Annotated in this window: 12 protein-coding genes; 2 read left to right on the forward strand and 10 right to left on the reverse strand. The window is 62.2% G+C overall.

Annotated elements, in window-relative coordinates:
* Nucleotides 1-160 precede the first annotated feature (160 nt).
* The 6 genes from EKM88_RS13230 to argC form a co-directional block, all read right to left on the reverse strand.
* Complete coding sequence (locus tag EKM88_RS13230) at nt 161-319, reverse strand: hypothetical protein (protein WP_164511986.1); 159 nt, start codon at nt 317-319, stop codon at nt 161-163.
* A gap of 79 nt (nt 320-398) precedes the next feature.
* Nucleotides 399-1,415 (reverse strand): ornithine carbamoyltransferase, encoded by a 1,017-nt coding sequence (gene argF, locus EKM88_RS03930; protein ID WP_125703333.1) that lies wholly within the window; start codon nt 1,413-1,415, stop codon nt 399-401.
* On the reverse strand, nt 1,402-2,553 hold the full coding sequence (locus EKM88_RS03935; protein WP_125703335.1) for an acetylornithine transaminase: 1,152 nt from the start codon (nt 2,551-2,553) through the stop codon (nt 1,402-1,404). Before EKM88_RS03935 ends, argF begins: the two co-directional genes overlap by 14 nt.
* 22 nt (nt 2,554-2,575) lie before the next feature.
* A complete protein-coding gene (argB, locus tag EKM88_RS03940; RefSeq protein WP_125703337.1) occupies nt 2,576-3,310 on the reverse strand; it encodes an acetylglutamate kinase in 735 nt (244 codons plus the stop codon).
* A 10-nt stretch (nt 3,311-3,320) separates the two neighbouring features.
* Nucleotides 3,321-4,508, reverse strand: a complete 1,188-nt coding sequence (argJ, locus tag EKM88_RS03945; RefSeq protein WP_125703339.1) for a bifunctional glutamate N-acetyltransferase/amino-acid acetyltransferase ArgJ — start codon at nt 4,506-4,508, stop codon at nt 3,321-3,323.
* 10 nt (nt 4,509-4,518) lie between these two features.
* Nucleotides 4,519-5,550, reverse strand: coding sequence for an N-acetyl-gamma-glutamyl-phosphate reductase (gene argC, locus EKM88_RS03950; protein WP_125703341.1), 1,032 nt, complete (start codon nt 5,548-5,550; stop codon nt 4,519-4,521).
* Between the two features lie 200 nt (nt 5,551-5,750).
* Between argC and EKM88_RS03955 the strand changes: the two genes are divergently transcribed.
* Both EKM88_RS03955 and carB read left to right on the forward strand, forming a co-directional pair.
* A complete protein-coding gene (locus EKM88_RS03955; RefSeq protein WP_125703343.1) occupies nt 5,751-6,815 on the forward strand; it encodes a carbamoyl phosphate synthase small subunit in 1,065 nt (354 codons plus the stop codon).
* Complete coding sequence (carB, locus tag EKM88_RS03960; protein WP_125703346.1) at nt 6,808-9,843, forward strand: carbamoyl-phosphate synthase large subunit; 3,036 nt, start codon at nt 6,808-6,810, stop codon at nt 9,841-9,843. Before EKM88_RS03955 ends, carB begins: the two co-directional genes overlap by 8 nt.
* A 55-nt stretch (nt 9,844-9,898) precedes the next feature.
* Here the strand turns inward: carB and EKM88_RS03965 are convergent, their stop codons facing one another.
* The 4 genes from EKM88_RS03965 to EKM88_RS03980 all read right to left on the reverse strand — a co-directional run bounded on the left by EKM88_RS03965 (nt 9,899) and on the right by EKM88_RS03980 (nt 13,102).
* Nucleotides 9,899-10,738 carry a hypothetical protein gene (locus EKM88_RS03965; protein ID WP_125703348.1) on the reverse strand — a complete coding sequence of 280 codons (840 nt, stop codon included), beginning with the start codon at nt 10,736-10,738 and terminating at the stop codon, nt 9,899-9,901.
* 18 nt (nt 10,739-10,756) lie between these two features.
* Complete coding sequence (locus EKM88_RS03970; RefSeq protein WP_125703350.1) at nt 10,757-11,563, reverse strand: HAD family hydrolase; 807 nt, start codon at nt 11,561-11,563, stop codon at nt 10,757-10,759.
* Nucleotides 11,564-11,574: 11 nt separating this feature from the next.
* Nucleotides 11,575-12,138 carry an NUDIX hydrolase gene (locus EKM88_RS03975; RefSeq protein WP_125703352.1) on the reverse strand — a complete coding sequence of 188 codons (564 nt, stop codon included), beginning with the start codon at nt 12,136-12,138 and terminating at the stop codon, nt 11,575-11,577.
* 100 nt (nt 12,139-12,238) lie between these two features.
* Complete coding sequence (locus EKM88_RS03980) at nt 12,239-13,102, reverse strand: DegV family protein (RefSeq protein ID WP_125703354.1); 864 nt, start codon at nt 13,100-13,102, stop codon at nt 12,239-12,241.
* Nucleotides 13,103-13,106 lie beyond the last annotated feature (4 nt).

Below are 13,106 nucleotides of genomic sequence, written 5' to 3' on the forward strand. Positions count from 1 at the left end.
CCACATTGCACCGTTTGACTGGTTTGAACAACTCGCCGAATCTAAACGGTCAGATTTGGGTCGCTATCGATCAGCAACTGACCAGGCCCTTTCACGTCTCAATCGATTGGCTACAATCAAAAACGCCACCCGCTCCAAGCAAGTGGCGTGTGCATCGAATCTAGTTGTCCGCGTGAAAATGGCGTCTGAGTTTGGCCAGGTCATCGTCCGTTAAAGCGCGCAGTGCCCACAAGATGCCGAATCTGACGCCGAGCGCAACAGCCAAGAACAAGAGGCCAAAACCGCCGATGAGTAAAATGAATTCAAAAATTTCTGCCATGGTCGTCATCTCCTTGCGCTCATCGTAATCGATAACGCTGCCCGCAGCAATCAATCTGACTTACATGCATGGCGCCTGGTCAGTTGAACAAGGCCTCGGGCAAAAACGGGTCGCCTAAGGTGGCGGCCATGATGGCTTTGATCGCTGGCATCCGGTTGGCGGCTTCTTCAAAGACAACGGACTGCGGACTGGTGAAGACCTCATCGGTGATTTCCAGCGCCGCAAGGCCGAATTGTTCGCCGAGCTGTTTCCCCACCACGGTGTTGTGGTCGTGATAAGCGGGCAGGCAGTGCATGATGAGCGGCTGCTTGCCGGTGGCGGCCACGAGCGCGGCGTTGACTTGGTACGGCAGCAGCTGCGCGATGCGCTCGGCTGGGTCAACGACTTCGCCCATGGAGACCCAGACATCGGTGTACACAGCGTCGGCGCCGTCTGCAGCCGCCTGTGCGTCTGCCGTCAGCAGGACCTCACTGCCCGCCTGCGCCGCGTAAGCTTTGGCCTGGGTCACAATCGCCGGCGCCGGCCAAAGCGCCTCAGGGGCGCCGATATGGATGTTTACGCCGAGCATGGCCGCCGTGGTGATCAGCGAGTTGCCCATGTTGCTCCGCCCATCACCAAAGTACGCGAGCGTCAGCCCCTTGAGGTGGCCAAAGTGTTCCTGAAGCGTCAGAAAATCCGCGATCATCTGCGTCGGGTGCCACTCATCGGTCAGGCCGTTCCAGACGGGCACCCCACTGTTGGCAGCTAGGGTCTCAACGGTGGCCTGCGCGAAGCCACGGTACTCAATGGCGTCAAACATGCTGCCGAGGACCTTGGCGGTGTCTTCAGTGGACTCTTTTTGCCCGAACTGAATGTCGTTTTTGCCCAGAAACTCCGGGTGCGCCCCCAGGTCGGTGGCAGCAACAGTGAACGCGGCGCGGGTGCGCGTTGACGTCTTCTCGAACAGCAGCGCAATGTTTTTGCCCTGCAGGTACGGGTGTGGGATGTTTTCTGCCTTGAGAGACTTGAGGTGCTGGGCAAAATCGATCAGCACCTGCAGCTCTTTGGGCGTGAAGTCGATTTCTTTGAGAAAAGAACGGTTCTTAAAGTGATTCATGGGGCTCCTCCTTCAGAACATTGGCAATGGTGGTCAGCCCGAGGTTGAGCTCGGCTGGTGTACTGATCAGTGGCGGTAGCAACCGAAGCGTGTTATGCTTCGCGGCCAGCGTTAGGACGCCGGCTGCCTGAAGTTGACGAATGACCGTTGTGACCGGCCGGTCGGGCGCCAAGTGAATGCCGATCATGAGGCCGCGCCCAGACACGCCGGTGACCGCCGGTAATGGGGCGATCTCTGTGGTCAGTTGCTGCCAAACCCCGATCGCCTTGTGCTGGACTTGCGCGAGGAAGTCAGGGGTCAGCGCGGTCAACACCGCACTAGCCGCAGCCAACGCCAACAGGTTGCCGCCGAAGGTCGAGCCGTGCACCCCTGGGCCAAACGCTGGCGCTAGAGCTGCCGAACCGATCATGGCGCCGATCGGCAGCCCGTTGCCCAGCGCCTTGGCGCAGGTCACGATGTCGGGCGTGAGGCCGTATTGCTGGTAGCCGAATCGTGTCCCGGTGCGGCCGATCCCGGTCTGCACCTCATCGACGATCAGAAGTACCCCATTTTGGTGGCAGGCCGCCGCGATGGCAGTCAGCCAAGTGGTGTCGGCGGGATAGACGCCGCCCTCCCCTTGGATGACTTCCAAAATAACCGCGGCCAGCGCCGGGGTGATGGCCGTGACCGCCGCTGGATCGTTGTAATCCGCGAATTGGATATCTGGCACCAGTGGCCCGAATCCTTCGCGAATTGAGGGGTTGCCGGTCATGGACATGGCGCCGAACGTGCGCCCGTGAAACCCATTGTTGAAGGCCAGCACCTGGGTGCGACCGGTGGCTTTGCGCGCGAGTTTGAGCGCGGCTTCGTTGGCTTCGGTGCCGGAGTTACAAAAGAAGACGCGCTGTGCTGGTGTGGCCAGCAAGTCAGCGGTGTGTTCCTGAAGTGCGCTGGCGTAAAGGTTTGAGGTGTGCCACAGGCGGGTCATCTGGTCACTGACGGCCGCTGTGATCGCTGGGTGGGCGTAGCCAAAGCTGCATACCCCGATGCCACTGGTCATGTCGAGGTAGGTTTGACCGGTGGCATCGGTCAAGTGAACGCCGGTGCCTGAAACGAGGTCAATGGGGAATCGGTCGTAAGTGGGAAACAGGTGTGTCATAAGGGCTTCCTTTCGCAATGAACTAGCTGGCGCGCCGAATGTGGGTGCCGGCATGGGTCAGGTCATCCGTGATGACGACTTGCGCCCCACTTTGGGCCCCGACCAGTGCAGCCTGCACTTTTGGTTGCATGCCGTTGGTGATGATGTGCTGGTCGATCAGTGCCGTCACTTCGCGCGTGGTAAGCGTTGGGCGAACGGTCCCGTTGGCCATCACCCCGGGCACATCGGTCAGCAGAATGAGGCGGCTGGGGTGAAGAAACTGCGCGATGCTGGCTGCGGCCATGTCGGCGTTGACGTTCAGCATGGCCCCCGCCGTGGTTTGGGCTAGTGGTGCGAGCACGCCGATGTGGGTCGCGAGCAGCTGGCGCAGCAGGGCCTGATTGACGCTGGTGATTTGACCCACCGCTCCGTATGCCGGCTCAAGGGGGGTGCCGACCAGCAGCTGTTGATCGGCGGTGTTGAGGCCAAGCGCGGGCAAGCCTGCCGCGCTCAGGGCCTGGCACAATGCGGGCTGGACGAGTCCAAGGAGGACCGCCTGCGTCACAGTCAGTGTGGCGGCATCGGTGACGCGAATGCCGTTGATTTTGCGCGGGGTCAGGCCGAGCCGAGTGCTCCAGCCGTTGATCTGTGGCCCCCCGCCGTGAATGAGGAGCAGCGCGATCCCCTGCTGGTGCCAAGTAGTCAGCTGGTGAAAAAAGCTGGCAGGCAGGCTGGTGGCGGCATTGCCCCCGAGTTTAATGATAATCAGGTCTTTCATGAGTGGGCCCCTAACTGCGGTAGGACGCATTGATTTTGACGTAGTTGTAAGTGAGGTCACAGCCCCATGCCTGACCGGTGGCGGTGCCAACACCCAGTGCTACTTCAATGGTGACTTTGGGCTGGGCCATGCTGGCCTTGACGGTCGCTTCATCGTATGCCACGGCAACACTGTCTTGCACCAGCGGCAACCCGTTGATGGCCACTGCCGTGTGGTCGACGGCCACCGCCGCATCCGTTTGGCCGATGGCGCCCATGATGCGGCCCCAGTTCGGATCATTGCCGAACAGCGCGGCTTTGACGAGGTTCCCCCCGACCACTGCCTTGGCGACCTTTTGCGCGTCGGCATGCGTGGCCGCACCGGTCACGTTCACCTCAACCAGCTTGGTGGCCCCTTCCCCATCCGCAGCAATGCCTTGCGCCAGGACTGTCAGCACCCGCGTGAACGCTTGCTGAAAGGCGGCAAATTCGGGGTGCTGCGGGGTCAAGGGGTGGTTGTGGGCCTCACCGTTTGCAAGGGCCAACACCATGTCGTTGGTGGAGGTGTCGCCGTCGACGGTGATCTGGTTGAAGGTCTGGTCAACGGTCGCGCTGAGCAGGGCCTGCAGATCGGTTCCCTCAATGGCGGCATCGGTAAAAATAAACCCGAGCATGGTGGCCATTTTGGGGTGGATCATCCCCGAGCCCTTGGCAAAGCCCGCGATCGTCACCGGCTGCCCGTCGAGGGTCAGCGTCACGCTGACCACTTTCGGGTGCGTGTCGGTGGTCATAATGGCGGTGGTCACCCCAGCGTCGTGGGTCAACCGCAACCGGGCGATGCCGGCTTTAAGCTTTGCCATCGGCAGCTGCGTGCCGATCACGCCGGTTGACGCAACGCCGACCAGATCCTCAGGCAGATCTAAAGCGGCCGCGCCCCACTGGCGCACGGTGGCGACATTGGCCAGGCCTTGGGCGCCGGTGCACGAGTTCGCGCACACGCTGTTCATGATGATGGCTTGCAACTGGTGCTGGCCCCCGATGAGCGCTTTCATCACGCGCGTTGGGGCGGCCTGAAACTGGTTGGTGGTGTACGTGCCGGCAGCGGCCGCAGGCACGGTGGAAACGAGCCAGCCGAGGTCGTTTTTGGTGTGGCGCAGGCCGGCGTTGAGCCCGTCGGTGTAGTAACCCTTGGGCCAAAGCAGTGTGTTGGTTTCGTTCATGAGGCGCCTCCTAAGGCAGTGTGACCGTGGTGGGAAGCCCTGCCGTTGGGGCAAAGCCAAAGAATTGATTGAAGTTTTGGAGCGCCTGGCCCCCTGCCCCTTTGATCAGGTTATCGATGACACTGACCACCATTAGGCACTGGGTGGCCGGGTTATAGACGGCCCCGATGGCGCAGTAGTTGGCGCCGACAACGGTTTTCAGGGTCGGCATCGTTTCGCCGAGATACTGCACCCAAGGCTGATTGGCGTAAGTGGTCGTGAAGGCCTGGTCGACTTGCGCCGCTTGGGCCGGCGTGCAGGTCAGATAACAGGTGCTCATCAGGCCGCGGGTCACCGGTAGCAGCGTGGTGCTGAACTGTAGCGCCTTGATCGTTGGATCCCACGCTTGAAGCTGTTGCAACATCTCGGGGAGGTGTTGATGTTGGTTGAGTTTGTAGAGCTGCAGGTTTTCATCGGTGACGCTGAAGTGCGTTGCCGTGCTCAGCGATTTGCCTGCGCCGGACGTCCCGGACATGGCGTGCACAATGATGCGTGCCGGGTCGATCAGGTGCTGCTGCACCAGTGGGGCCAGGGCCAGTAGTGTGGCGGTCGCATAGCACCCCGGGTTCGCCACGTAGGCATGCCCTGCCGCAGAGCCGAACTCCGCCAACCCGTAGTAGGCCGAAGCCAACGCCTCGGCGGGCGCGGCGGGCTGGTGGTACCAGGCGGTGTAAGCCGCAGGGTCTTTGAGCCGAAAGTCGCCCGACAAGTCGATAACGGGAAACTGAGCGGCCAGATACGGCGCGGCTAATTGGCGCGTGACCCCGGCTGAGGTGGCGAAAAAGACGGCCTCGGTGGTGGCCATGATCCGGGTTGCGGAATAAGGTTGCACCATGGCGTCAGGGGTCAAGAACCCCAACGGTGGCACCAGCGTGGCTAACGGTGTCGGGGTGGTCAGGTTGTGCCCGTAGAGAGTCACCGCTTTGATGGCGGGGTGACTGAGGAGCATCTGGTAAAGCGTCATCCCGGAGTAGCCGGTGACGCCGATCAATGCGACTTGCATGCGATCGCCTCATTTCATGTGTTGAGAGAAGCTTACAACTCGGCCTTTAGAAACACAAGCAAAAAATACTAAATATGCACAAAAAATCCGATTATTCAGAATTTTTCCGTGAAAAATCCGACAATTATACATAATAGTTGACATTTTAATCATGATGCCGTTTACTGAATGAAACCCCATTCAGAATCGAGATGGCCACAATGGAAAAGTATCTCTACTTAGAAGACGGCACGTGCTGGCGCGGCACGGCTTGCGGTGCACCGGGTGCAGTCGCCGGTGAGCTGGTGTTCAACACCAGCATGGTGGGCTATCAGGAAGCGCTGACGGATCCCTCATACACGGGCCAGCTGTTGACGTTTACCTTCCCCATCATCGGCACTTACGGTGTCTTGCCTGACCGTAACCAAAGCACGGCCAGCGGCTGTCAGGCCGTGATCTTGCATACACTTGAGGCCACCCCGGGGCCAACCGGCGTGACGCTTGACGCCTTTCTGCAAGCGCGCAACGTGCCTGGCATTGTGGGTGTCGATACGCGGGCGCTCACGCAGCGGATTCGCGCACACAGTCCGCTCAAGGCCCTCCTTTTGGATGCGCCCCTGACGGCCGCGTTCGCGCCTGTCTATGCACGGCTGACTGCTGCGGCCAAAGAACCGGTGCGCCCGCTACGACTGGCCCAGCCCGGGGGGCATCCCCATGTCGTGGTGGTGGACTTTGGCGCCAAAGCTGGCATTATCGCCCAGCTGGAAGCGCACGGCTGTGCCGTCTCCGTGGTCCCGCCGACCACGTCACTGGCGCAAATCACGGCGCTTCGGCCCGATGGTATTTTGCTGTCCAATGGGCCCGGTGATCCAGCGGCGATGCCGACCGTGCTGCCGCTGATTCGCGCCTTGCAGCAGCGTTACCCGCTGGTTGGCATCTGCCTGGGGCACCAGCTCCTCGCACTGGCTAACGGGGCGCGCACCGCCCCGCTGCAGTTTGGTCACCGGGGGCTCAACCACCCAGTCACACTCCTTGCCAGTGGGCAAACCATCATGACCAGCCAGAACCATGGCTACACGGTGGTGCCAGCCTCGCTGGCACAGACCCCGCTGGTGGTGACTGCCGTAGAGGCCAACGACCACACCATTGAGGGCCTCGCCCACAAGACGCGCCCGGTGTTTTCGGTGCAGTATCATCCGGAAGCGGCGCCGGGCCCGGCGGAAGCACGGCCCTTTTTTGACCAGTTCGTTCAGCTGATGGAAGTGCGGGTGACACGTCATGCCTAAGGATCAAAGCATTCATAAAATCATGGTGATCGGGTCCGGCCCGATCGTGATCGGACAGGCCGCGGAGTTTGATTACTCTGGGAGCCAAGCCTGTTTAAGTCTGCGCGAGGAAGGGTACCAAGTCGTCTTGGTCAACTCCAACCCGGCGACCATCATGACGGACCCTGAGATCGCCGATGCGGTTTACTTGGAGCCCCTCACTGTGCCGTCACTGACGCGGATCATCGCGACTGAGCACCCGGATGCCCTGTTACCGACGCTGGGGGGCCAGACCGGGCTGAACCTCGCCAAGGCCTTAGATGCGGCCGGTGTCTTAGCCCAGTACCACGTGCGGCTCTTGGGCACGAGCCTGGCCACCATTGAACAGGCGGAGGACCGCGAGGCCTTTCGCCAGCTGATGCACCAGCTGCATCAACCGGTGCCGGCCAGCCGCACCGTTCACACGGTTGAGGCGGCGCTGGCGTTTGCTGCGACTGCCGGCTACCCCGTGATCGTTCGCCCGGCTTACACCCTGGGCGGGTTCGGCGGGGGCATTGCCGCCGATGCGGCGGCGTTAACGACGATCTGTGACCGGGGGTTACGGCAGTCCCCCATTACCGAGTGCTTGATCGAAAAAAGCATTGCGGGGATGAAGGAAATTGAGTTTGAGGTGATGCGCGACGCCACAGGTACGGCCATTGCCGTGTGCTGCATGGAAAACTTGGATCCAGTGGGCCTCCACACGGGCGATTCAATGGTGGTGGCCCCGGCACTGACGCTGGATGAGGTCACCTACCAGCGTTTGCGCACAGCGAGTTTGGCAATTGTGGCCGCGCTGGACATTCGCGGCGGCTGTAACGTGCAACTCGCCCAGGCGCCTGACTCTGACGCGTATGCGGTGATCGAGGTCAACCCCCGGGTCAGTCGCTCGTCTGCCTTGGCCAGCAAGGCGACCGGTTACCCGATCGCTAAGATCGCTGCCAAGATCGCGGTGGGCCTCAGCTTGGCGGAGATTCAAAACCCGGTGACGGCCACTACCTTTGCAGCGTTTGAACCCGCCTTGGATTACGTGGTCGTCAAGCTTCCGCGCCTCCCCTTCGACAAATTTCCCACGGCTGAGCGCACACTGGGCACTCAGATGAAGGCGACCGGTGAGGTGATGGGCATTGGCACCACCTTCGAGGAGGCCCTGCTCAAGGCGATCGCCTCGTTGGCCAGCGACCCGCAGGCGCAGGCCACCCTGCTGCCGACGCCGGAACCCACGGGTGCTGCGCTGATGCAGGCGCTGCGCCAGCCGACCGAGCAGCGGCTGTTCGCCATTTTTGCGGCGGTTCACCAAGGCTGGACGGTGGCGCAGGTGGCCGCCGAAACGCACATCCCGGCGTTTTTCTTGGGCAAACTCGCGGGCATCTGGGCGCGCTTGGCGGCCCTGAAGCAGACCCCGATGACCGCTGCGGCGGTTCAGGCGGCGCAGCGCTTCGGTTTCACTCAGGCGATGCTGGCCGCCGCCTGGGCGCAACCACTGGCGGCGGTCGCGGCTCTTGCACTGCCGCCGAGCTATCAGATGGTGGACACCTGTGCCGGTGAATTTGCCAGTGCCACGCCATACTTTTACAGTACGCACTATCCTAGCGCCAACGAGAGCCAACCGCTGGGCCACAGCGTACTGGTGATCGGGTCGGGCCCCATTCGCATCGGGCAAGGGGTCGAGTTTGATTACACCACGGTGCATTGCGTCCAGGCGCTTCAGGCGATGGGCTACCACGCCATTATCATCAACAACAACCCGGAGACGGTGTCCACGGATTTCTCGGTGTCCGACCGCCTTTACTTTGAGCCCCTGACGCCGGAACACGTGCTGGCGGTGGCGGCGTTAGAGCGGCCACTTGGGGCGATCGTCCAGTTCGGGGGGCAAACGGCGATCAACCTGACGGAAGCCTTAGTGGCAGGCGGGGTACCGATTCTGGGCACCGACCTGGCCGGGATCCGGCAAACGGAGGACCGGGCCGCCTTTGCCGCCCTGCTCAAGTCGCTGGCGATCGCCCAGCCCGCCGGGGCGACGGCAACGGATCGCGATTCCGCCACCCAAATTGCGAAAGCGGTGGGTTACCCGGTGATGGTGCGCCCAAGCTTCGTGCTCGGCGGGCGGGCGATGGCGGTTGTGCAGGCGCCGGCCGACCTGGCGGCCTATGTGCAAACCGCCATTGACGCCGCGCCGCACCAACCCATTTTGATCGATCACGCCGTGCGCGGCCTGGAGTGTGAGGTGGACCTGCTCAGTGACGGTCAGCAGGTCTTTATCCCGGGCATCATGGAACACGTGGAAGGCGCTGGGGTCCACTCAGGGGACTCCCTAGCCGTGATGCCGCCACAGCACCTGACAGCCGCGCAGCAGGCGACGATTCGGGCCATCGCCACCAAGATCGGCTTGGCGGTGCAGGCGAAGGGCATGATGAACGTGCAATTCGTTGTGGCCGAGCAAGTGTACGTGATCGATGTGAATCCGCGTGCCAGCCGCACCGTCCCCTTCATGAGCAAAGTGACCGGCTACCCGCTCGCGAAGCTTGCCACACGCCTGGCCCTTGGCGAACCGTTAGCGGCCCTCGGCTTACCTACCGGTGACCTGCCGGTGCCCACGCAGGTGGCGGTCAAGGCCCCGGTCTTCTCCTTTGCCAAGCTGCCCGGCTTGCCCACGGCACTGGCGCCAGAGATGAAGTCGACCGGTGAAACAATCGGGATCGCGCCAACTTACGCGGCGGCGATGCAAAAAGCGTTGGTGGACAGCTACCACCTGACGGTCCCCCAAGCGGGTCAAACGGTTCTGCTGGACGCCACGGCCGCCGCCGCGCCGGCGGTGCAGCAGGCACTGGGGACTTGGGGGTTGCGCGGCGTGACCGCGCGTGCGCAGGCGAAGGACTGCTGGGCCGTTGTCAACACGGCGACGACGCAAACCACCAGTTCGCCGCTCAACGATTACGCCCTCACCCATGGGTTGCCGCTGGTGACCGCTACCGACACGCTGTTGGGCGTCTTGGCCGCCTTGCAATAACCAACAAAATCGCCCCGTCTGCAAATGCTGCAGGCGGGGCGATTTTGGGGTGGGGTTAAAACACAAGGGTGTAAGCGGCCAGCTCAGGTCCCTCAACCGGCGGAAAGTAGCGGGCGATCTGCATCGCAAACGGGTCGGTGTCGTCAAATTCCCCGTTCAGCCGCTGGTAGCTCCCCGCCAGTGCGCTAAGCGTCTGCGGGGCCAGATGCGCGAGCGCGGCTGCGTCTTGCCCCCAGGCGTAGCCGAAGTCGACGCTAGTGGCGTCGTTGGTGTAAACCAGGCAGTAAGCCATCAGGGTCTGCGCGTGCACCAGTGCCACGGGCACATCGGGCACCAGGTCGCGCAGCATCAGGCTGGGCCAGTTGCTTGGTGCAGTGGCCGCGGCTGGATTGACCTGGTGCGCGGCGGTGTAGGCGGCAAATGTCTGCGTGAGTAGTTGCGCCTGAAGGGCCGGGGTCTGGCGAATGGTGGCGGCACTGACCAGTTGCATCCCCGCGGGTAGCGCCGCCTCGGGCAAGGTCCCCGCCGCAAGCATGAGCGTCGGCATGAAGGTCGTGCGCACGCGCCGCAACCCGCGCGACAGCAGCGCAGCCAGCAGTGGCGTGAGCGGCCGGTCCGTGCTGAGGATCACCCCACGGAAGCTGGTGGCCTTCGCGTGCGTCACCACCGTGCTGATCAGCGCATCGGCCAGCGCGGCGGGGGCGTAGGTGGTCCCCGCCGCGGTCAAGCCAAAGTCAAAATGGAGCAGCGTGGGGTGCAGCGCGTTGCGCCACACCGTGACGAGGGCGAGTGGCATTGGGTCTGCCAGTACCCAGGCCGGCCCGCGGTGCGTGCGGAGATCAGCGGGTGCCGCGGTCAGGGGCACCGATTGCAAAGAAGTTGCCGTGATTTGCATGAGTCCCCTCCTTTGGCCCTAGCCGCGTTTGGCGGCGATGACTTGGTCTAAGACCTTGAGCACGCCGTAGTCCTCGTTGCTGGCGGTGCGATACTTAGCGTATTGCGCCATGCCGTTGGCGGCATTGGCCATCAGGTAACCGTGGCCCACTGTGGCCAGCATTTCCGCGTCATTGAACGTGTCGCCAAAGGCCATCATGTTCGCCAGCGGGATGTTCAGGTGCTGCCCGATCGCTTCGATCGCGTTGCCCTTGTTGACGCCTTGGGGCATGATGTCGATCCACACCGGCCCGGAAACGGTCGCCGAAAAACGCGTACCGTAACGGGGTGCGATCGCCTGCTCGAAGGTCGCCTGGGCGTCGTCATTGGGCAGGTAGATGGTCACCTTGTCCGCTTCCCCCGCCCACTGGCTGGTGTCCGCGACGAACTCTAGGTTGTGGTAAAACTCCTGGTACACTGGCCCCAGCGCGCGGTCCGCTTCTTCCGCAATGGCGGCTTGTAGGCCGCACACCAAGGGGCGCCCATCGGTATGGCCCTTGATGAAGGCGGCCATGTCCTGATAGTCCGCCACGTCCAGTAACGTTTTGTGCAAAATCTGCCCGCGGTGGGAGATGACCGCCCCGTTGTCAGCGATCAGCGTCAGCTGGTTCTTGTGGCGCGGAAACAGGTTGGCCAGTGTGTACAGGGGCCGGCCGCTGGCGATGGCAAACTGCACCCCTAAGTCTTCCAGGGTGTCCAGGTAGTCGTCAAAGTGTGGCGGTAGCGTCCCCGCCTCTGTCAGCAGCGTGTGGTCCATATCGGTGGCAATGAATTGAATGTTTTTCAAGCGGGATCCCTTCAGCTTTCCTGGCGGCAAAAGGCCATGTAGTAACTCAGCGCACTCACGCTTTGGGCGCTGGTGATGCGACCGTCCTTCACGGCCGCGATAACGGTTGGCAGCGGCACCAGCTGGGCGGTGACGAACTCGTCTTGATCAAAATGGGTGGCGGTGCGCTGGGTCGGGTCGATGGTGGCGAGCATCAGGTGGACCAGCTCATCGGTCATCCCTTCGCTGGAGTGGACCGCACACAGCGGCGTCAGGGTCTGCACTGCGTAGCCGGTTTCCTCGACCAGCTCGCGCTTGGCAGCAGCCAGCGGGGTTTCCCCCGGATTGATCAGCCCGGCCGGTAGCGCAAAGGACTCGCGGTTGACGCCAACGCGGTATTCGCGGTTGACGATCACCTGGTCGTCTGGCGTGATGGCAAGAATCGCCACTGCCGGGGCGTGGTGGATCAGGTCCCGCTCGACGCGCAGGCCGTCGGGGGTGTCGATGGTTTGCTTCGCCACGGTGAAAATCGGTCCCGTGTAAACGGGCCGGCTGGCTAGGATGCGGCCAGGCGTGTGGGATGCGGTCAGAAACATAGCAATGCCTTCCTTCTTCATGCTCATTGCCTTCCATGTTAGCAGACGGCACACAAAAACGCGACACCGATTGTGCGGCGCCGCGCGTGATTGCATCAAATTACTTCGTGGTGTCTTTGATCCAGGCCAGCGCAATGGCCTTTTCACCCAAGTGGGTGCCGATGACCGGACCGAAGTAGGAGCGGTCCCAGCTGACGGTTGGGAACTTGGCCTGCAGGGTCGCCAGCCACGCGTCGCCAGCTTCGGGGTCGTTGGCATCGATGATCCAGGCCTTCACCGGGTAGTCGACTGCTGCGAGCGCTGCGGTGAACAGGTCCTCCACGCGGCCGTATGCCTTCTTGAGCGAACGGATCTTTTCAAAGGCGACGATCTTGTGGCTCTCGTCATCAAAGGTCAACAGCGGCTTGATCTTCAGCATCCCCCCGATGAACCCAGCGGCGTTGCTGAGGCGGCCACCGCGCACGAGGTTCTGCAGGTCGTTGACGATGAAGTACTCGCCGATGGTGGCCCGCAGCGCATCCAACGTGGCGATGATCTCGCTGACCGGTTGGCCGGCTTGCGCCATGCGCGCGGCCGTCAACACCAGCTCGCCCATCAGGATGACGGTGATCTGGGAATCGTAAACGATGACGTTCGCGTTTTTAACTTCGCTGACGGCGCCGCGCAACGTGTTCACGAAGCCGGAGATCGTGCTGGCCAGGTGAATGCTCAAGATGGTGTCGTAACCTTCGTTAGCAAGGTTCTCGTAAAGCTTGAGCATCTCCCCCAGCGGTGGCTGGGAGGTGTTCGGGAATGTCTTGGCGGTGCGCAACTTGGCGTAGAACGCCGGCGTGGTGATGTCTTTGCCTTCATCGTACACGTTACCGTCCAAAATGACCGGGATCGGAACGACCTTGATGTCGTTCGCGGCGACCTGTGCTTCGGTCAGGTATGCTGTGCTGTCTGTGACGACCGCGATCTTCATGTGT

It is taken from the genome of Lacticaseibacillus daqingensis, assembly GCF_003946115.1.
Lineage (GTDB): Bacteria > Bacillota > Bacilli > Lactobacillales > Lactobacillaceae > Lacticaseibacillus > Lacticaseibacillus daqingensis.

Bases quoted from the DNA above. Each gene is read 5' to 3' on its own strand.
- EKM88_RS13230 (WP_164511986.1), bottom strand. From the start codon at position 319: ATGGCAGAAATTTTTGAATTCATTTTACTCATCGGCGGTTTTGGCCTC.
- argF (WP_125703333.1), bottom strand. From the start codon at position 1,415: ATGAATCACTTTAAGAACCGTTCTTTTCTCAAAGAAATCGACTTCACG.
- EKM88_RS03935 (WP_125703335.1), bottom strand. From the start codon at position 2,553: ATGACACACCTGTTTCCCACTTACGACCGATTCCCCATTGACCTCGTT.
- argB (WP_125703337.1), bottom strand. From the start codon at position 3,310: ATGAAAGACCTGATTATCATTAAACTCGGGGGCAATGCCGCCACCAGC.
- argJ (WP_125703339.1), bottom strand. From the start codon at position 4,508: ATGAACGAAACCAACACACTGCTTTGGCCCAAGGGTTACTACACCGAC.
- argC (WP_125703341.1), bottom strand. From the start codon at position 5,550: ATGCAAGTCGCATTGATCGGCGTCACCGGCTACTCCGGGATGACGCTT.
- EKM88_RS03955 (WP_125703343.1), top strand. From the start codon at position 5,751: ATGGAAAAGTATCTCTACTTAGAAGACGGCACGTGCTGGCGCGGCACG.
- carB (WP_125703346.1), top strand. From the start codon at position 6,808: ATGCCTAAGGATCAAAGCATTCATAAAATCATGGTGATCGGGTCCGGC.
- EKM88_RS03965 (WP_125703348.1), bottom strand. From the start codon at position 10,738: ATGCAAATCACGGCAACTTCTTTGCAATCGGTGCCCCTGACCGCGGCA.
- EKM88_RS03975 (WP_125703352.1), bottom strand. From the start codon at position 12,138: ATGTTTCTGACCGCATCCCACACGCCTGGCCGCATCCTAGCCAGCCGG.
- EKM88_RS03980 (WP_125703354.1), bottom strand. From the start codon at position 13,102: ATGAAGATCGCGGTCGTCACAGACAGCACAGCATACCTGACCGAAGCA.